The sequence below is a fragment of the Parabacteroides sp. AF17-28 genome (genome assembly GCF_003479205.1).
Taxonomy (GTDB): domain Bacteria; phylum Bacteroidota; class Bacteroidia; order Bacteroidales; family Tannerellaceae; genus Parabacteroides; species Parabacteroides acidifaciens.
On sequence record NZ_QUGV01000003.1, the window covers coordinates 199,555 to 219,833 of the forward strand.

Here is a 20,279-nt window from a genome sequence, read left to right on the forward strand (position 1 = left end):
ATGGCAAAATTATTATATAGTAGGGTCCGTGTCTTCCTTTTTTATTGCCTTATCGATATATTCAACTAGTTTTCTGTTTTTAAATCCGATTGTATATTTATATTTCATCACCAATAAAAATATGATATCGATCAATATAAGGATAATGATAACGGTGAAAAGTATCACGCCGGGACTGACGCCGATTACTTTCATGCCATTTATATCCGTATATATATGCAAAAAAGATATCATATTGTTTATTTCTTAATTCGTATTGTGCTTTATATTGCTTGGACGAGGAAATTGTATAATCTTCACATCCTTCTTTCCTTTGTATGAAACTGACTTTTTTAAATCCGGTGATTGCTGGTATTGTTTCTGCATATTTTCCATTAAAATTATTTCGCATGCATCCAATACTTTTTTAATGGTCTCTGTTTCCAAAAATGTTTTGTCAGCAATAGCCTGGATCATCTGTTTTTTATTCATGTTGTAAATTCTTAGAGGTTTCAAACGATATGCAAAGAAATAGAGGTTCCTGTTGAGATGCAAGTGTTTTTGGCCACTACTTGTCTCATTTTGTCACGAAGTTGTGACAAATTGTCCCGGCAGGTCTGTTTGATTGTTTTTTTATGCATTTCGGGACTATTTGTCATAGGTGAAAAACTTTTTGTCACACTATTTTGTTCTAAAAACGTTTCATTTGTATTGCATATAAAAAAATGAGAATTTTATGAATACACATTATTCGTCATCGGGACAGATACTGATGTCACCCGAATCATATTTGACTGTTCCTGCGAAAACAGGAGTCGATGTTGAAATTTGGGTGTATAGCCAAACCGGGCGTTTGATTTCTCATGTAATGGGAAAAAGCTTGTCAGAAAAGTATGTCTGCCTGTGTAAAAATAAAAGCAGGACGGATGTAGCATCGATTGCTGTCGTCAACATAGAAGATGTAAGCTATGTTTATAAAATTAAAAGAGCCTGAGTTATTCAGGCTCTTTTTCGTTGAAAAGGCAGTCCCACGGATAAGATGTGCATAAAAGGAAGGGCAAAACGAGGTTTCTTTCCAAAAAAGTTATTACTTTGCAACTGATTTAGACTACTAACAATTAAAAGATAACAAACTAATACCATGATTTGGAACGAAACGATCGAGTGTATGGACCGCGAAGAAATGCGGAAACTACAAAGTATCCGCTTGCGGCGGGTTGTTGAACATGCATACCACAATTCCCCTTTTTATCGTAAGAAAATGCAAGAAATGGGGATTACTCCGGATGATATCCATTCTATAGATGATATAGTGAAGCTTCCGTTTACTGTTAAACAGGACTTGCGGGACAACTATCCTTTCGGACTGATGGCCGTGCCGATGTCCGAGATCGTACGTTTACACGCCTCTTCCGGCACGACCGGCAAACCGATCGTTGTGGGATATACCCGGAAAGACTTGTCTATCTGGTCCGAGGCCGTAGCACGTTGTCTGACCGCGTACGGTCTGACAAAGAATGATTCCGTTCAGGTTTCGTACGGTTACGGCTTGTTTACCGGAGGTTTAGGTGCGCATGCCGGTGTGGAAAATATCGGAGGAACTGTGATTCCGATGAGTAGCGGTAATACACAGAAACAGATTCAACTGATGCACGACTTCGGGGCGAAAGGATTGGCTTGTACGCCTTCTTACGCCTTGTATCTGGCTGAAACGATCCATTCATCGGGTATTCCGTTGGAAGAATTTAAATTGCGCGTCGGAGCTTTCGGAGCCGAACCCTGGACGGAAAATATGCGGAAGGAATTGGAAGAAAAGCTGAATATTAAAGCCTATGATATTTATGGCTTGACCGAAATCTGTGGCCCGGGCGTAGGAGGTGAGTGCGAATGCCAGAACGGTACGCACCTGTGGGAAGACCATTTCTTCCCGGAAATCGTAGATCCGGTCACGCTGCAACCTGTTGAACCGGGAGAGCAGGGGGAATTGGTGTTCACGACGTTGACAAAAGAAGGTATGCCGATGATCCGCTATCGTACGCGTGACCTGACGCATCTGATCTATGAAAAGTGCGAATGCGGCCGTACGGCAGTGCGTATGGGACGTATCCTCGGACGTAGCGATGATATGCTGATTATCCGTGGTGTGAACGTATTCCCGTCGCAGGTCGAATCCGTGATCCTTGAAATGCCGGAGTTCGAACCGCATTACCTGATCGTGGTGGACCGCGTGAACAATACGGATACATTCCAGATACAGGTGGAAGTACGCCAGGAATATTATTCGGACGAGATGAACAAGATGATCGCCTTGAAGAAGAAAATCGCGAACCGCATGCAAAGTGTGATCGGTTTGCAACCCGATATAAAAATTGTCGAGCCGCGCAGTATCGAGCGTAGCATGGGCAAAGCCAAACACGTGGTCGATAATCGTAAATTAGTATAAACCTATAAAGATTAAATGCTATGTTAATTAAACAGTTATCTATCTTTTTGGAGAATAAGAAAGGCCGTTTTACGGAAGTGGCAAAGATATTAGGCGAAGCCGGTGTGAACATGTCAGCCTTCACGGTTGCCGAAAATTCGGATTTCGGCATTCTGCGTTTGATCGTGTCGGATACGGATACGGCTATCAAGGTTTTGCGTGAACGTTTGTATGCGGTAAGCATAGCGGATGTTGTCTGCCTGCATTGCCCCAACCAGCCGGGCGCATTGGCTAAAGCAATGGATATCATTACTTCAGCCGGTATTTTCATCGAATATATGTATGCTTTTTCACAAGGGGAAGCGGCCAATGTGATCATTCGTCCGGACAATGTGGAGAAGTGCGCAGAGATTCTGAAAGCCAATAAACTGGAGCTGATTGCAGCCAGTGACTTATATAAGTTGTAAATATTAACGTTAAGCGCTTCGTTTATTTGTCAGAAAACTTTAACTTTGCGCGCTAAAAGTATGTGAATGAAAAAGGTTGTATTTTTATTGATGATGATTACAGTATTCTTATCTTCCTGCGGGGAGTATAATAAGATACTGAAAAGTACAGACTACGAACTGAAATATTCGTATGCAAAGAAGTACTTCAATGCAAAACAATATTCGAAGTCTGCCACTTTACTGGATGAATTGGTCCCCATATTCAAGGGTACAGCTAATGCCGAAGAATCGTTGTATTTGCTGGCACAAAGCTATTACGGCCAAAAGGACTATCAGACCGCTTCGCAGTACTTTAATACCTATTATACGACTTATCCGAAAGGCGAGTACACAGAGCTGTCGCGCTACTACTCCGGATATGGATTGTATCTGGATTCGCCGGACCCTCGTCTGGACCAGACACAGACGTATGAAGCTATTAATCAGTTGCAGTTGTATTTGGAGTATTATCCGCAAAGCGAACGGGCCAAGGAAGCCCAGAACATTATGTTCGAATTGCAGGAAAAACTCGCATACAAGGAATTATTGGCAGTCCGGTTGTATTTCAACCTGGGAACCTACATGGGAAACAACTATCTTTCATGTGTGATCACTGCGCAGAACGCACTAAAGAACTATCCCTATTCAAAATACAGGGAAGAGTTCATGTTCTATACCATTCGTTCCAAATACGAATTGGCCATAGTGAGTGTGGAAGAAAAGTTGCAGGGCCGTTACCGTGAAGTTGTGGATGAATACTACAACTACATGAACGAATATCCCGAAGGCAAGTACGTAAAACAGGTTCAGAAGTTCTACGACTATGCCAGCAAACGAATAACAGAAACGTATTAACGAAACAACTAATCAATAAAGTAAGTATGGATTACAGAAAGACTAACGCTCCGTCGAATACAGTTACCCGCGACATGATGAAGCTGTCGGCAGACACGGGCAATGTGTATGAAACCGTTGCAATCATTGGTAAACGTGCTAATCAGATTGCTGTTGAAATGAAACAGGATCTGGAAAAGAAACTTCAGGAGTTTGCATCTTATAATGATAACCTCGAAGAAGTTTTTGAAAACAGAGAGCAGATTGAGATTTCACGTTACTATGAAAAGCTCCCGAAACCAAATCTGATCGCAGCTAAGGAGTATGAAGACGGGAAAGTGTATTACAAGAACCCGGCGAAAGAAAAGAACAACCTTTAATAATTGAAAATTGAAAATTGAGAATTGACAATTAGATGTTTTGGTTTTCTTTTTTCAGGTATAAGGAGCAATTGTGTATAACAAACGGGGTTTAGCCGGTTTGGTTTTTGCAATTGCTCTTTTTAATTCTCAGTTTTCAGTTTGCAATTCTCAATTTATATAAATTATGCTACAGCGAATACAAACCGTATATTTACTCATAATAGTGGCACTGACGGTTGCCATTTTGTTTTTGCCTCTTGCTGTCCTGCAAGCGGGCGACCAGTTTTTTACTTTTGATGCGACAGGTATCAGTACGATGGCTGCCCAGCCGGAACTCGTGTATCCGACATGGGGCTTGTTTGCGCTGGTTGTCGTGATCTCTTTGCTGGCGCTTTTGACAATCTTCCTGTTTAAGAAAAGACTCCTTCAGATACGTCTTTGCATATTTAATGCGATTTTGATGTTGGGCTTTTATGGTCTGTTTGCATTCTTTTGTTGGAATCTGAAAGGCCAGACTGAGATTTTCTCATTGAGCTTGAAGATTGCACTCTCTTTCCCGCTGATCAGCCTGATTCTGGATTATTTAGCTATCCGCAATATCGGGGCGGACGAAGCTCTGGTTCGTTCCCTGGATCGTTTGAGATAATAAATATCTGATATTATATAGGAAGAAGAGGATGTTTCATCACTGAGACATCCTCTTTTTTTGGCCTAAATCTGATAGCCTAAAGACTATATTTACCTCTATTAGCATTTTGATAAATCTTAGCATACCTGTCGTCAAGTCCTTTGCAGGACAGGATTCCGGGTTTTATGGGAGAAAGGCGGCGTTCTTGTTTTGGGAGGAGCCTGCTACCCATTATTAGCTTGTCTTCAATGCAAAGATACTCGGACACCTTGATTTTTATGTTTGATATCGTCTAAGATTGTTCAAAAATCATATTTTTTATTATATTTGCTACATGAAAAAGCTGCTTGCCATATTATTAGGTCTCATCTTATGTATATTTTCTACACAAGCAGTTTCTCCAAGCTATTATTTTAAACAGATATCCTTGAAAGACGGTCTCTCGCAATCGACGGTCAATTGCGTCTTGACAGACCATCAGGGAGTGATCTGGATCGGGACGAATTTCGGGTTGAACCGTTTCGACCGGGAGCGGATCGTGTCTTATTTCTATGATAAAGATAATCCCTGCTCTATTCCCGGTAATGATATTCTTTTTCTGACGGAAGACCGCCATTCCAATATCTGGATTGGTACGGATAAAGGGTTGGTCCGGTATGACCGCCGTGAAGACAAGTTTATCCGCATCGTTTTTGCCGGCTTGCCTTTGCATGTGTTCAGTTCTGTCGTGACTGACGATGAAGTGTTGTTCTTCGGCGCAGGAACGGCTTTCCGGTATGCCTATGCCGGTAACCGGATCACTGTTTTGCCGGTGGATATTCCCGGGCGGATGACTTCGGCCTTTACCCATGCCTGCATGTATGACGAGAAAAAGCAAATCGTACTGCTTGCCTGCCGCCGTAACGGGATGTGGTGGTATTACCCTGCAAGCGGCAAACTGGAGCAGGTCTCCTTTATGCCCGGAAAAGAGATAACGAGTGTCTGCCTCGCCTCTTCGGGAGATATATGGCTGTCGGTATATGCGGATGGCGTATATTGCTATACGCGCGAAGGGAGGGAGCGTTGCCACCTGCATGCGGGAAACCTGCTGAATAACGATGTCGTTTTGGATATTAAGGAGAAAGACGGCGAACTGTGGTTTGCCACGGATGGCGGCGGCATTTATATTTATAATGCGGAAAAACATAGCATCCGGTCGATCGTGCATATGCCGGGTGATGACAATTCTTTGCCGGTCAATTCTTTTGGTTGCCTGTACAGTGACCAGGAGAATAATATGTGGGCCGGAAGTATCCGGGGAGGACTGATCGGCATGAAGGAAACCTATCTGCATACATATGGCGACGTGCCGCTAAACTCGACCGGCGGACTGAGCTATAAGACCGTGACCGGCATGTATGAAGACCGCGACCATATTCTGTGGTTTGGAACTGACGGAGACGGCATTAACCGTTTTGATCCGCAAACCGGCGTATTCCGCCATTATCCGGAGACATTTGACAGAAAGGTAGTCTCCGTGATTGATTATGGAGAAAAAGAGCTCCTTCTTTCCGTCTTCAGCCAGGGAATCTATCGTTTCGACAAATCTTCCGGCCGCTTGCGTGAATATACTGTTGCAGATTCCGAAAGATCCCGCCGGATCTTCCGTGCCGGTTTGTCCGTCCATTTAAGCCGCCAGGATAAAGACCGTTTTTTCTTGTATTCCGATAGCGTTTATTTGTATGACCAACCGGCGGGGCGTCTCAAAGCGATAAGGTGCGAAGAGGAAGGCCTTGTGTGCTCATCCCTCCAGAAAGTTTCCGGAAACGACTCTGTCACCTATCTGCGCAGTTTGCTCCAATTGCTGGAACTGGATCACCGGACCCATTCCCTGCGTGCGTTTTTTAATCCGCCTGATTCTCTCGGCCAGATGGGGGCTGTTTGCCCCGATAAGACAGGTTGTTTTTGGATCGGGACAACCACCGGATTGTTCCGGTATGATCCGGCAACACGCCGGATTGTTTCCATCGAGGAAAACCGTTTTGCCGGGACCAGCTCGTTAGGGTTCGATTTACAGGGAAGGCTCTGGATCGGGACGCATAACGGGCTATACGCCTATATCCCGGGAAAGAAGAAAACGGTCGTTTTCGGGGAATCCGACGGTGTCTATGCCAATGAATATTTGTTTAAGCCGCCTTTGCTGACCACTTCGGGCGATCTGTATATGGCCGGTGTGAACGGGTTGGTGTATATCCGGGACAACGTGCCCTTCCCCGAGGATGCGGACCCCTCCATCAGCCTGCTCGACGTCGGACTGGATGGCATATCGGTCGGTGCCGCCGTGATAGGGAATAATAACCGGCTCTCTATCCCCTGGAACTATACCTCCCTCAATGCCCACATCATTGTCAGGGAAAACGACCTGATGCGGAAGAAGCTGTTCCGTTATTATGTGAGAGGCGACCAGGAAGAGATGATCGAACGTTCCAGCCGTGCCATTTCCTTCCATGCCCTCTCTGTGGGCGAGTATCATATCTGGGTGTCATGCAGCAAGCGAAACGGCGACTGGAGTACCCCCGTCGAGCTGCTCTCGATCACGGTGACGCCTCCTTGGTGGAAGACGACCGGTTTCTTCGCCCTGCTGCTTCTGGTCATACTGGGAGGTTCGGTGTGGACCGCATGGTCAGTAGTGAAGAAAAAAGAGCTTAAAATGGCTTTGACGATCCAAGAACATGAACGTAAGACGTATGAAGACAAACTGCATTTTCTGATTAACCTCAGTCCGGCCGACGAACTGTTCATGCAGAAACTGAATGACCTGATCAGCCGCAACCTGACGAATCCGGATCTGGATGTACAGTTTGTTGCCACACAAATGGCGATGAGCCGCGCTTCGCTCTATAATAAGCTGAAACAGCTTGCAGATATCAGCATCGGCGATTATATCAATAAGTTCAAGATGGAGGAAGCGGTCCGGCTCCTTGCCGACAAAGGCTTGAGCATACAGGAAGTCTCCGAGAAGGCCGGCTTCTCGCATCAACGCTATTTCAGCACCGTGTTCAAACAGATGTACGGTGTGACACCTTCCCAGTACAGGCAGGATTTGTAATCCGTTTTTATTTGAATATCGGTATCATATAGGTCAGCTTGGCAGAGATCACCTGTGAGGACGATTTGGAGAAATAATCCTCCTTGCGGCTGTTGAAGATATCCCCGAGAGCGTAGTAGTAGCGGCCTTCAAGCAAGAAAGAACCGATTCCCGTACGCAGTTCGAACCCCGGTCCGCCGCATAATCCCCAGTCGAATTTCTTTTCGAGCGGCATGCCGTGTTGCGTGTTTTCCGTGTTCGGCGTGGCGCCGTTCAGGTTCTCGTCCGTCTTCTCGCCGAAAGCATAGCCCACTTTCGGCCCCAGGTTGACAAATACCCTGAAACGCTTGCTGCCGAAGTAGATATGTGTCAGGATCGGAAGCTCTATATAATTGATCGTACGGCTATATTTGTACTGCGGTTGCTCCTCGAACTTCTCTTCCCAACCCTGTTGGACAAAATTCACTTCCGCCTGCAACCCGAGGTTTTTCTCCGTGATCCAGCGAATGGTAAGCCCGCCCGTGTAGCCCATCTTCATGCCCTGCTGCACTTTGGTCTGTGCGAAACTCACCTTGGAGAAGGTCGTGCCGAAAGAGGCGCCGAGCGACAGTTCCTGTCTGAACTTGTCCTGTGCATGGATGCCGCCTAAGGCAAGCACGCAAACGAGAGCTGTAGTAATAACTTTTCTGATCATCTTACTTCGTTCCGGGTTACATTAAAATCACTCTGGTAATGAACAATGAAGATGTTCGTATTGATGAAACCTCCCCAGTTGTTTACACGGTGGAAGTCGAATCCCGTCTGTACGCCCTGATAGTTGATCTTATCCAGATTGTCTTCGAAGTTAGAACCGTATTTGTTGATCGCCCCGAGGAAGAACATGCCCGTGTCGAATCCTAAGATGCCGTATTTCGGGAATATATTGATCAACGTCTTACTGTACCAGTTTTTATATTTGGTATAGAAGTCGGCAACCTCTTTCGACAGGTTGTCGGCATAGAAGTTGCTGTATATGTAAGTGTTCAACGCATAGAAATCTTCCAGGCAATCGCGCGTATAAGTCTGCCACTCGGGATATCCGAACAGTGTCAGCCCGAATTCCGGCTTTGTCTCCGCCAGCATGCGCAGGGGCGACTTGATCTTGTTCAAGGCATCCATCGTGCCCGATGTCGGTACGATCACATTCCGTTTGTTCGCATCGAGTAGGGCCTCGATATCGGCTGTCAGCGTCTCGCCGTTGTAGTTGACTTCCTTGAACGGGATGTTCCGTTGCTTCATTTCGGTCTTGAACGTTTTGATAAAGTCAGTCTTGTCTTTGCCGTCGTTCATATTCAGCAGGATCACGTTGTCCGCCGCAAAGAGGTCGCAACCGGCTTGTGCAGCCTTGGCGTAGAGATAGGAGTGAGGCGTATTGACCTGATAGATATGCGCATTCGACAGGACATCGTCGTTTTTCGAGGTGAACGGAATCACATACTTGATGTTGTTCTTCTGTGCGAACTCGGCAACCGGGCCGATCTGGTCGTTCTGGACAGCCCCGATGATAAGGTTGGCGTTCAGCAGAGCGTCGTCTTTCAGTATCTCTTTGAGCTTCTTCGTCCCGTTGCCCGTATCGAATACGGACAGGTCGACGGAGCACCCCGTATTGCGGAGGCTGTCTACTGCCAACAGGAAGCCCTCGTAATATTCGATGAAACGTTGCGTCTCGGCCGAAGGCTTAGTCTCGGAAGTCATGAACGGCAGTAGCAGGGCTACTTTGATCATATTGACGCGTTCGATGCTTTTCGGTTCCGAAAGCAGGGCGTTCGCATCCCGTTCGGAAAGGACAGCCGTAGCCGGTTTTGTCGTCACGCTTTCTTCCGTCTGCACCGGTATTTTAATGACCATGCCTGCTTTTACGCCCTCTTTCAGTTGGGGGTTGCGCTTGATCAGCTCGTAGCTTGAAATATTGAATTTCCGGCAGATCCGGTACATGGTCTCTTTCTTCGGTATTGTGTATTCAATCTCTTTGGTGACGGTCTTTACCTCCGTTGTCGGCAGATCTTCTACCTGCGTGGCCGGGATACGGATCGTCTTGCCGATGGTAAACGTGGAGGTCGACAAGCCAGGGTTCGCTTTTACGATGGCGGTTGCCGGTACCGAGTAGCGGATAGACAAAGAATACAGTGTCTCTTTCGGCTGGATCGTATGGAAGATATAGTTGCCGTCCTGTTTTTTCGACGAGTCCCCTGCCAGGTCCCGTTGCGGGATTTTAAGGGTGGCGCCTGCCTTGATACCGTCTTTGCTGCCCGGATTCAACCGGTAGATGTCGTCGGTCGTCACTCCGTACATGGTAGCGATCGCGTAAACGGTTTGCCCTCTTTCTATTGTGTGATAGAATACATTGTTGTCTTGTCCGTTCGAAATAACCACTTGCGACCTGTTGTTTTGCGCATAAGCAGTCGCGCCGGTCAGACTCAGAAAGAACGTCAATACATATATGCTAATCTTATTCATTTGCCGATACTGGATTATTTAGCGGCAAAGATAGCAACAAAAAATGAGAGTGAAATACATAAATGGGTTATTGAGATAAGTTGACCCTTAAATATACCCTACTTATTGTAAAAAACGTCTTGAAAACCTCCTTTAGAGACTTCGAGAAGTGTCTCCCCGACGATTGTTTTCCGGTCGAAAAAGCACTTTCGGACCGGTTATTTTAGTGAAATATGCGATTTTTCCAAAAGACGACCGTCCTAATCGCCACCGCGACCGGGCTAATAGGTAGTGCACTCGGCACCTCGCGAAGATTAGGACGGTCGTAATGGCGATTAGGACGGTCGTAATGGAAAAGAGCTGCCAGTTTACCGAAAAATAGCCTCCGAATCCTTGCCATATTCCTGTCCCTTCCCCTTCATGCTTTCAGATATTCGATTCTCCGGGAGTTAAGCTTTATCGGAATGTCGGGAAGTCTCTGTTCCGGTTTGACAAATGTCATTCTTTTTGAATGGGCTGCGCAGGCCACCGGTCCGTTTGTCACGAAATGTGCTGTTTCGGTAGCGAAAAGTCAAATTGAAATCGTTCATTTTTTGAGGTGAAATAGAAAAATAGGGGGTTATTGTAAATCTCTGTTTTAGTGCGGAATATTCAAGTGTCAACAAATTGTCAACAAAATAATATAGAAATAAGGAAAGGTATTTGTATCATTGCATCTACAAACGCTACAAAGATGAAAAGATACATTTACTTGATACTATTCTTGTTTATCGTTGGCCTGACCGCTTGCCAAAAACAATCTCATATCCTCCCTTTATTGCAGGAAGCCGAAACCCTTATGGACAGCCGGCCGGACAGTTCGCTGTGCCTGCTGGAATCCGTGCAGTCTCCGGAAAACCTTTCGGCGGCAGAATATGCCACTTGGTGTTTACTGGTCACGCAGGCGCGAGATAAGAATTATGTGGAGCATACGTCGGACTCGCTGATTGGGGTGGCGGTAAGGTATTTTGAGAAACAGAAAGATCCGTTACGTTATGCGAAAGCTTTGTATTATGAGGGACGTATCTACCAAGATTTAGGAGATATAGAGAAAGCAATGTTCCTTTTTGTTAAGTCATTGGATATAGGGAAGCAAACTTCTGATTATTTACAATTGTTTTTGACGTCATCCCGGCTGGGAACGTTATACGCTCGTCTTAATGTACAGGATAAAGCAATGAACGCTTACCATGATGCATTGCAATATGCCTTTGCAAGTTGCGATAGTTCTTCCATCTCTTATGGCTATTCTTATATCGGAAGAGCTTATAGCTTGTCAGAAGAATGGGAACAGAGTTTGGTGTATTATGAAAAGGCATTGCTTGTAGCCACTCAAATAAAAGATTTCCAAGCTATGGAGTTAGCTATGAACGAATATGTTGCTGTTTGCGTAAATGCTGATAGATATGACAAGATTTCAGATTATGTGAATCGATTGTTGAAGGCAAAACAAGAGGGAAATGACAAAGTTGGTAATTTGGAACAATTTTATTTTACAATAGGGGATTTATATCGTCATGTAGGAAAAGCAGATGAAGCTATCTTATATTTGGAGAAGGCGCTCCAATCTGACAATCTGCATACGTTGTCCGGGAGCAGCCAATGTTTATATTTCTTATATGAAGAACAGAAGCAATATGAAAAGGCTGTCCAATATAATAATAAATATTGGATGTATATAGATTCTATTCAAAAAATAGAGAATAAGAATATGGTTTTGGAGATAGAAGCTAAATACAATTATGAAAAAATGCAGAAAGAAAATTTGCAGTTGCAGTTGCAGAATGTTCGGATAGTTTGTGAAGGAATTTTAGGACTGTTAGTTCTTTTAGGAATTGTTTTTGCAATGATAAAAATATACCGGCGGCGATTGAAAGATAAAATACAACTTGTATCAGAGTTAAGAGAACAGTTGGAAGTGCTACAAAATGAATCATCAGCCAATCTACAAAATTTAGAAGAAAATCAAGCTGAAGCATTAGTTTTATCCAGACAGATAGAGACATTACAGCAAGAGTTTAAAAAATTAGAAGAAGAATTACGATATTCGGATGAACATAATCAAATAGAGGTGGATAAATTATCAAGACAACTAAAGGAAAAAGCTGTCCATATCGATCAAATAGAAGGTGCTCGATCTATGTTGATCAATAAGAATAAAAAACTGGAAGAGAAAAATTTGGATTTGAAGGAAATGATTCATGCATTGCAAGAAAAGTTTTCTATTCAGATTTCAAATAAAAATTCAGATACTCCAAATATGTATTCATTTTCCTTAATTGTAAAAATGCGAGCAGAGGAGGCGTCACTTCAAGATGAAGAATGGGAAGAGCTTTTGATAATTGTTAATCTACTGCATAAAAATTTTGTAGATAGGCTATCTGTTTGTTTCCCTAAATTGAATTCTGACGATATAAAACTGTGTTGCTTGACTAAACTAATGTTTACAAATGAAGAAATCTCTTCTTTCTTAGATATACAAAAAGATGCCGTGATCAAACGGAAACAACGCCTTAAGCCTAAGTTTGGTAAAGAAAGTTGGGGAAAAGGAGGTTTTGATTCGTTTATTGACGATTTTTAACACGCGGTGTCCTTTCCAAACAAGTATTACTGTATCGTATGGGTGATTTTATATCTTGTATTTTAGTGTTTTATGGTATTTGTGTGTTGTCCTTAAGGTTTATGAATTCTCTTTTATTTTTGTATTCATAATCAGATAGCCATGAAACATATTTATTTAAACAACAAGTGGATTACATTATTAATGGGATGTTTATTCATCCTTAGTGTACAAACTCTATTAGCTTCTTCTGGATCGGGGGAAGATGAAAAAAAGAAAGTCCCGTTACAAGGAAAATGGTTTGAAGATAAACGCTCAGCCGAAATTGATTGTCCTGTTTCCGTTTCTTGGGATGGTATCTATCTTTATGTAGAGTCTCTCTCTTCCCGTTCAGAAATCCATGTTAGATTGTCTAATGGAGCAGAAAAGGTCTGTGACGAAACGATCCAGGTTGGCTTTAGCTCTGCGACTATTTATGTGGGTGTGTTGGAATCTGGCAAGACGTACCAGTTGGTTCTAACGAACCAGTTTGGAGATCGATTGGAAGGGACTATTTATTGATCTAAATGGGAGAACGACATTTTGCCGGTTTTAAATATCGGGGATTGAACAATTTGGGTGATAATATCCAATCGGTAGCGGTAGAACAGCTATTGCCAACATTAGAACAACGGTTCGATAGAGATACATTGACTTATGCCAATTCTGTCGTTCTCATGTTAATTATGACAAATGGGAAATATCGATTAATTGAAGAGGAAAGCTTATGGATACACTAATCGTAAAGGGTGATCAACTGGGATATTCTTACAACGGAGGATTGAAAACATCCTCTTGTAACGATTTGGTTGCTATTGTGTGTGATAAACCCAATATTTGGCTGAAATTTAAGGATAAAGAGTGCTTGCTTCGTGTAAGCCTGCTTAAAATAGAAATTCAGTTGCAAGAATACTTTATGAAAATCAATCGGCAAGTCATAGTCAATATGAATCATGTTTCTGAATTAGTATTCAAAGGTGGGGCGTATTGGGTTTATTTAAAGAATGGGATGGAGTTTAAAGTTAGCGAACGAAGAGAAAAAAAAGTTCGTGAATCCTTTCTTAAGTATGCGATTTAAGAGAGGAATTTTAGTTTTTGTTCACGAAATCATGCGTTCGGGATGAAAAATTGCGCGTTTGAGGATGAAGTACTGAATTTGTTTGGTGAATAAAATACTAAAGGTTACTATTGCAATGTAAATCATAAAAATGTAGCATTATGCGTCAGATTGGTAAAATTAAATTGAATCGCTTGAATAAAGCGGAATTAGAGCAAAGAGAGATGAATGCTCTAAAGGGCGGATGTTCTTGTCCTTGTCCTTGTGCATGTGGTTATGAAGATGTTGCTAATAGTGGCAATTCAAAACAAAGCTCTCAAAGATATGCATATTAATGTGCATTCTTTAATTTAGTAGGTATTATTATTGACAACCGACAATTTTATTGTCGGTTGTCAATCTTAAAAAACAAATTTTACCATGATTAAATCGCTTGTATTTAAAACGGAAAATAATAATTCATATATATATGATGACCAATTTCGATTAACATTATTAATTCATCATGAATTTGCAAAAGTTTATGAAAATAATGCAATAGAGAATGTTGATCCTTACTATAAAAAGAAGTATGCTTATTTGAAGCAGCATGGACTTTTTTTAGAACCCAAAGTTGCTGAATTTGGAGTGTTAGATGAGAAAATGGTGAAAAACTCGCTTGTCCATACACAACAAATTGTGTTTGAAGTAACAGATTTCTGTAATTTGGATTGTACATATTGTGCTTATGGGGAAATGTATAAAGGATTTGATAAGAGAAATTTTAAGAATATTAATGAAGAATATGCGATCAATCTATTGAAATACATTTTTAATAATAAACCTAAATGTGAAAAAAGAAAACTATATATTGGATTTTACGGAGGTGAACCTCTTTATAATGGATCTTTTATAAGGAAAATTGTAGATGTGTCCAATTCCTTGAATCAAGAGAAAGGAATGGATATCGAATATTCCATGACAACAAATGCTACACTTATACATAAATATATAGATTTATTAGTTGATAATAAATTTCGCTTATTAGTAAGTTTAGATGGAGGCGAAAGAAATCACGGATATCGTGTTTTTAAAGGGAATAAAAAGAACTCTCACTCAATAGTAATTGAGAATTTGGATCTGCTTCAGAAAAAATATCCAGAATATTTTATTAAATCAGTGGATTTTAATGCTGTCTTGCATGATAAAAATTCAGTGCAAGAAATTTATGAATTTATTTATTCTCGTTATAATAAAATTCCACGAATCGCAGAATTGTCTTTTGATGATTTAAATCCAGAGAAGAGGAATATGTATGAAAAAATGTATCAAAGTAAGAGAGAAAGTGAATCAAAATGCTTGGACTATTATTCTGAAGTTTCTTACAATGCGCACACCGAGTCAATTCCTTTTAAAGATTTGACGAATTTTTTGAAATTCTACACAGTTAATTTTTATGTGTCCAATATCAAATCATTATTTCAAGAAAATGAAAAAAATTTACCGACTTGTACTTGTCTGCCTGGACAAAAGAAAATAATGATGACTACACGAAATAAATTACTACCATGTGAAAAGATCAATTACAAATTCAGTATCGGAAATGTGGATGACAACGTGAATATCAATATTACTGAAATAACAAAAAGATATAAATTTTACTTTGATCATATGGTGAATGTTTGTCAACAATGTTATATGTATAGATTTTGTGGTACTTGTTTGTTTCAACTTGAACAAATAAACGAAATAGGGAAGGAGGGATTTGTCTGTGAATTTTTTTCGGATTCTGATGATTTTCGGAATAAACTTTCTTATACATTTTCGTTCCTTGAAAAAAATCCCGAAGATTATTTTGGTATAATTGAAAATTTGATATTAGAGTAATAGGTATGAAAATGGATAAGAATTATTGGTTTGTTATCGAACCGTATGTATATATTAGCGTGACAAAAAAGGAAGTTTTATTATATAATACTCTTGATGGTGTTACTTTGGAGTCAGAGAAAGTAGAAGTAGTAAAGTTGATGCATGAAGTTATTGAAAAAGAAAATTTCGGGGTCGTTTTTTTGATAAGTGATAGACTTTATCAATCTGATATTCATGATTTCGTAATGATGTTACGCGAAAATTTCATGGGGGATATTATTGATGCTGAACTTTCAAGTGGTAAACCGGTACAAATATCTCCTTATACGAATTTTTATGTGGGGAATGATTTGTATATTAAACATAATTTTTCATCTTTAAAAAATGTGTTGAATAATTTATTGGAAGTAAATGCTCATGTAGATAACACAATTAAAATAGATTTGTTTATTTCTTTTTTACAATCACTTCCGGAAAATATTACAATTAATATAATAGGAAATTTGAAGAGTTTAAACAGATGTAATGATTTGTTTTGCTTCTTAGATAAACGCTCTAATTTGAAGAATTTTACTTGTTCATATAGGGATATAATGATATTAGAATCTAATTGTATGAATAATTTTTCATATCGTATATTGGTGCAATTCCCTGTTGATAAATCACTGTTAATAGATTCGATAAATTTATTGAAATCTCAAACTGCTCCATATGAATATCTATTTAGTTTGACAAGTTTGGATGATTATCAACAAGCAGAGCATTTTGTAGAGCAATATCAATTAAAAAAATACTATTTTAAACCTGTTTATACGGGTTGTAATATAGACTTTTTGAAAGAACATGTCTTTTTGACAAAAGAAGATATTTTATCTACACCCATGTCATTGAAGAATTTTTTTACGAATCAAGCAGTCAATAGTAATGATTTTGGAAAGATTCATATTAAACCCAATGGGGATGTTTATGCAAATTTGAGTTTTTCCTCTTTAGGTAATATATACCAACAAAATATTTATGAATTGTTGCAAAAGGAAATTGATGAGGGACAATCTTGGTTTCGTATACGTAATCATGAACCATGTAATACCTGTGTGTATCAATGGCTTTGTCCTCCTCCATCTGATTTGGAGATAGCAATTGGACAACTGAATCTTTGTCATGTAAAATCTATATAAATAATTCTTATGAAGAGGCTAATTTCAACTTCATTATATCTCATTATTTTACTTGTGTGCGTAGGTTGTCAGTGGAGCAACGAAAGTGGAAATGATCTCATCATTGTAGATGTTACAATAAACTATCCGAAGAAAGAATTGATTCTTCAAGACTTCATGGATGTAGAATATATCCCATTGGAAACGAATGATAAATTTGTTTGTGGAGGATTAGTAATGGCTTGTGGAAGTAAATATTTAGTTGTGAGGAATCGAAATTCAGATGGAAATATTTATATATTTGATCGATCAGGAAAGGGAATAAGTAAGATAAATTGCAAGGGAAATAGTGGTGAAGAATATGTATACATACATAATATATTATTAGATGAGGAGAGAGAAGAAATCTTTGTTAATGATATGTCTAAAAAAAAGATATTGGTTTATGATTTAGCTGGAAATTTTCAACGTGATATAATGTATCGAGATGATGTAAAGTATAGTAATATTGTGAATCTTGATACAGATAATTTTATTTGTTGGAATTCATCTTTTGAAGGGAATCTGTATGCTATTGAAGCCTCTTCTTTCTATGTCGTATCGAAATCAGATGGAACCATTTTAAAAGAAATTGACATTTCGAAAGAAAAGCGAACGAGGACTGCTCTTTTATCGTATGACGAAAAAACAAAACTGACGAGTGGCATTTTTAATACACCAAATACGATACATTGTTTTCGTAATCGTGTACTTCTGAATGAACCCTCTTCCGATACTATTTACTGGTATTCATTGAAAGAAGGATTGAAACCTTATATAGTCAGGATTCCCTCCATACATACCATGAATCCGGAAGTTTTTCTTTATTCAGAAATTCTTACGGATAAATATGAGTTTATGCGTACTTATGAAAAGACTCTTAATGGAGGTGAAACCGATTTAGTTTATGATAAACAACAAAAAGCTGTTTTTAGATACGTTTTATATAATGACAATTATACCAATAAAAAGCGAATGGGAATGAGGGGTACAAATGTTAATGATGAAATCGCTTTTTATGAGTCACTCGAATCTTTTGATTTGATCAAAGCGTATGAAAAGAATATTTTGAAAGGAGAACTAAAAAAAATTGCTTCCAAATTGAATGAAGAAGATAATCCAGTCATCATGTTGATAAAGCATAAGAAGTAACTTGATAATATAAAATTATGCAAGAAAATAATTTCGTTCAAATAGAGGGTGATTTGCGACAAATCGCCGATATGCTTTTGCTTAATGGAACATTAACTGAATGTCCAGGATTAATACATGGAAAAATAGGAATTGCTATTTTCTTTTTTCATTATGCAAAGTTTACAGGAAATGATTTGTTTGCTGATTATGCAATGGATGTGATCAGTGAAGTGTTGAATCAAATACATATTGCTAGTCCGGCGGATTACGAAAGAGGGTTGGCGGGGATCGGAGTTGGATTTGATTATATGATCCAAAATAACTTCTTGAGCGTAGAAGACGATATTTGCGAAGACTTTGATCAACGGATGGTACGTGCTGTGATGTACGATCCTTGGTTGAACTTTAGTCAATACTGTGGATTAATCGGATATGGTCAATATTGGATTACCCGATTGCGTTATCAAGCTCCAGCCGTGTTGGCACAGAAATGTTTATCTTATATAATATTGCAGATTGATGAAAAAAAACAGGAGATCCCAATCGCCGAACAAGCGGATGTATTTTGTTTTTTATCTAATTTGCAAAGAATATCTGGTTTTAATAATTGTTCTGGACTTTTGGAACAATGCAGAAGGATATGGGATTTGCAATCACCGGTTTTTATCAGGGGTATTCCCCGATTAAAGGATTCAGTAGTTGGCAATGTTGTGCGAGTTTATCAACATCATTGTTATTTTCATGAACCGATACAAGATAAAATCGATATCGCTTTGAAACAAATTCCGGATTTGGATATGGAAAAAGCCCCCGTTGGTACAGGACTTCTTAACGGATATACAGGTGAAGGCATGATGCGGTTGACTGTATTGGATCGAACAAATATATCATGGATGAATCTACTGTAACTCGTATTTAATATGAATTTATATATTTTCAATCAAACCCGTCGTGGGTCGGTATTTGGCGTCGGCACTTATATTCATGAATTGGTTGCTGCGTTGAAAGATCATGATATAAATGTTTGTGTAGTAAATCTGATATCAGAAAAGCCTCAAATACAAACAGTACGAATAGAAGGAATCGAATATCGATATTTTCCATTAGCCATATCGGACCAACGAACGATAAATGATCAAGAACAATGGGATTTGTACTATCGGAATATAGTCTATTTGCTTCGACTACATATTAAAGATAAAAGAAACTTGATTTTTCATTTGAATTTCTTTGAAAGCGGAAAATTGGCTGAAGAATTGAAAAACATGTTTGATTGCCAAGTTGTTGCAGTTTCTCACTTTTTCGACTGGGGCTTTACTATTTATGACAATCCCGAACGGTTACGTCGAATTTTGAAACAGAAACATCCGGATGAGTTAGAGAAGAAGCTACAAACGATGTTTAAGGTAGAAAAATCCTATTATTCAAAGGTCGATCATATTATTTGCATGACTCGCTATATGAAAGATGTTTTGTGTGAGGATTATGGTATTGATATGGCTAAAATATCTGTCATCCCAAATGGTTTATGTGATGTGTATGATATGCCGGCCGATGTCATGTCTCTTCGGAAGAAATGGAATATGTCGGTAAAAGAAAAAATAATCTTTTTTGCTGGTCGTATAGATGAGATCAAGGGGGTAGTTTATTTGATCAGGGCATTTCGCAAAGTATTGAATACAAATAAAGATTGTCGTCTGATAATTGCTGGTAGTGGGGATTATGATAAGTGCTTTCTGGAATGTGAGGATATTTATTCGAAAATAACGTTCACAGGGTTGCTGGGAAAGCAAGATTTGCACGAACTCTACCAAATGGCAGATATTGGCGTTGTTCCTTCTTTATTTGAGCCGTTCGGTTATGTGGCAGTTGAAATGATGATGCATAGATTGCCGATTGTGACTACTGTTACATCAGGATTGAATGAAGTTGTGGATGATACTTGCGGAATAAAAATCCCTCTCGTTGTTTTACCTGATAGTGTAGAAATCGATACATTTTTATTATCAGAAAAAATATTGTGGCTATTAGAACATCCGGTAGAGGCTGGACAGATGGGAGAAAATGCAAGGAAAAGATATCTTTGTTACTATTCATCTAAATTATTTTGTGATAATATGTTATGTATGTATAAATCGATGTGGGTATAAT

At 39.9% G+C, this 20,279-nt stretch carries 19 protein-coding genes; 16 read left to right on the plus strand and 3 right to left on the minus strand.

Features of this window, described 5'->3' with window-relative positions:
- Positions 1-246: 246 nt before the first annotated feature.
- Positions 247-471 carry a hypothetical protein gene (locus DWW90_RS03275; RefSeq protein ID WP_122331578.1) on the minus strand — a complete coding sequence of 75 codons (225 nt, stop codon included), beginning with the start codon at positions 469-471 and terminating at the stop codon, positions 247-249.
- A 244-nt stretch (positions 472-715) separates the two neighbouring features.
- On the opposite strand from DWW90_RS03275, the gene DWW90_RS03280 reads away from it, so the two are divergent.
- The 7 genes from DWW90_RS03280 (at position 716) to DWW90_RS03310 (ending at position 7,801) form a co-directional block, all read left to right on the plus strand.
- Positions 716-973: a hypothetical protein gene (locus tag DWW90_RS03280; protein ID WP_115501003.1), complete on the plus strand. Its 258-nt coding sequence runs from the start codon at positions 716-718 to the stop codon at positions 971-973.
- Between the two features lie 147 nt (positions 974-1,120).
- On the plus strand, positions 1,121-2,422 hold the full coding sequence (locus DWW90_RS03285; protein WP_122343969.1) for a phenylacetate--CoA ligase family protein: 1,302 nt from the start codon (positions 1,121-1,123) through the stop codon (positions 2,420-2,422).
- A 20-nt stretch (positions 2,423-2,442) separates the two neighbouring features.
- Positions 2,443-2,868, plus strand: a complete 426-nt coding sequence (locus DWW90_RS03290) for an amino acid-binding protein (RefSeq protein WP_115501001.1) — start codon at positions 2,443-2,445, stop codon at positions 2,866-2,868.
- 66 nt (positions 2,869-2,934) lie between these two features.
- Positions 2,935-3,744: an outer membrane protein assembly factor BamD gene (locus DWW90_RS03295; protein WP_115501000.1), complete on the plus strand. Its 810-nt coding sequence runs from the start codon at positions 2,935-2,937 to the stop codon at positions 3,742-3,744.
- A 26-nt stretch (positions 3,745-3,770) separates the two neighbouring features.
- Positions 3,771-4,103 (plus strand): DNA-directed RNA polymerase subunit omega, encoded by a 333-nt coding sequence (locus DWW90_RS03300; RefSeq protein ID WP_115500999.1) that lies wholly within the window; start codon positions 3,771-3,773, stop codon positions 4,101-4,103.
- A 166-nt stretch (positions 4,104-4,269) separates the two neighbouring features.
- A complete protein-coding gene (locus tag DWW90_RS03305) occupies positions 4,270-4,731 on the plus strand; it encodes a DUF4293 domain-containing protein (RefSeq protein WP_115500998.1) in 462 nt (153 codons plus the stop codon).
- Between the two features lie 316 nt (positions 4,732-5,047).
- The gene (locus DWW90_RS03310; protein ID WP_122343970.1) at positions 5,048-7,801 is read left to right on the plus strand and encodes a two-component regulator propeller domain-containing protein; all 2,754 of its coding nucleotides are present in this window, start codon (positions 5,048-5,050) and stop codon (positions 7,799-7,801) included.
- A 7-nt stretch (positions 7,802-7,808) separates the two neighbouring features.
- On the opposite strand, the gene DWW90_RS03315 is transcribed toward DWW90_RS03310, so the two are convergent.
- Both DWW90_RS03315 and DWW90_RS03320 read right to left on the minus strand, forming a co-directional pair.
- Entirely contained in the window at positions 7,809-8,474 is a 666-nt protein-coding gene (locus tag DWW90_RS03315; RefSeq protein WP_115501383.1) for a porin family protein, read from the minus strand.
- The gene (locus tag DWW90_RS03320) at positions 8,471-10,276 is read right to left on the minus strand and encodes a LysM peptidoglycan-binding domain-containing protein (protein WP_122343971.1); all 1,806 of its coding nucleotides are present in this window, start codon (positions 10,274-10,276) and stop codon (positions 8,471-8,473) included. The genes DWW90_RS03315 and DWW90_RS03320 overlap by 4 nt, the downstream gene beginning before the upstream one ends.
- Positions 10,277-10,988: 712 nt before the next feature.
- Between DWW90_RS03320 and DWW90_RS03325 the strand changes: the two genes are divergently transcribed.
- The 9 genes from DWW90_RS03325 to DWW90_RS03370 all read left to right on the plus strand — a co-directional run bounded on the left by DWW90_RS03325 (position 10,989) and on the right by DWW90_RS03370 (position 20,278).
- Complete coding sequence (locus DWW90_RS03325; RefSeq protein ID WP_122343972.1) at positions 10,989-12,875, plus strand: lipopolysaccharide assembly protein LapB; 1,887 nt, start codon at positions 10,989-10,991, stop codon at positions 12,873-12,875.
- Positions 12,876-13,016: 141 nt separating this feature from the next.
- A complete protein-coding gene (locus DWW90_RS03330; RefSeq protein ID WP_122343973.1) occupies positions 13,017-13,415 on the plus strand; it encodes a DUF3244 domain-containing protein in 399 nt (132 codons plus the stop codon).
- 205 nt (positions 13,416-13,620) lie between these two features.
- A complete protein-coding gene (locus DWW90_RS03340) occupies positions 13,621-13,971 on the plus strand; it encodes a LytTR family DNA-binding domain-containing protein (protein WP_122343975.1) in 351 nt (116 codons plus the stop codon).
- 140 nt (positions 13,972-14,111) lie between these two features.
- A complete protein-coding gene (locus DWW90_RS03345; RefSeq protein ID WP_122343976.1) occupies positions 14,112-14,285 on the plus strand; it encodes a TIGR04149 family rSAM-modified RiPP in 174 nt (57 codons plus the stop codon).
- Positions 14,286-14,370: 85 nt separating this feature from the next.
- On the plus strand, positions 14,371-15,816 hold the full coding sequence (locus DWW90_RS03350; protein ID WP_122343977.1) for a radical SAM peptide maturase: 1,446 nt from the start codon (positions 14,371-14,373) through the stop codon (positions 15,814-15,816).
- Between the two features lie 11 nt (positions 15,817-15,827).
- Positions 15,828-16,976, plus strand: a complete 1,149-nt coding sequence (locus tag DWW90_RS03355; RefSeq protein ID WP_233547637.1) for a TIGR04150 pseudo-rSAM protein — start codon at positions 15,828-15,830, stop codon at positions 16,974-16,976.
- Between the two features lie 9 nt (positions 16,977-16,985).
- Positions 16,986-18,146, plus strand: coding sequence for a 6-bladed beta-propeller (locus tag DWW90_RS03360; RefSeq protein ID WP_122343979.1), 1,161 nt, complete (start codon positions 16,986-16,988; stop codon positions 18,144-18,146).
- Between the two features lie 17 nt (positions 18,147-18,163).
- Positions 18,164-19,036 carry a hypothetical protein gene (locus DWW90_RS03365; RefSeq protein ID WP_122343980.1) on the plus strand — a complete coding sequence of 291 codons (873 nt, stop codon included), beginning with the start codon at positions 18,164-18,166 and terminating at the stop codon, positions 19,034-19,036.
- 12 nt (positions 19,037-19,048) lie between these two features.
- Positions 19,049-20,278: a TIGR04157 family glycosyltransferase gene (locus DWW90_RS03370; RefSeq protein WP_122344027.1), complete on the plus strand. Its 1,230-nt coding sequence runs from the start codon at positions 19,049-19,051 to the stop codon at positions 20,276-20,278.
- Position 20,279 lies beyond the last annotated feature (1 nt).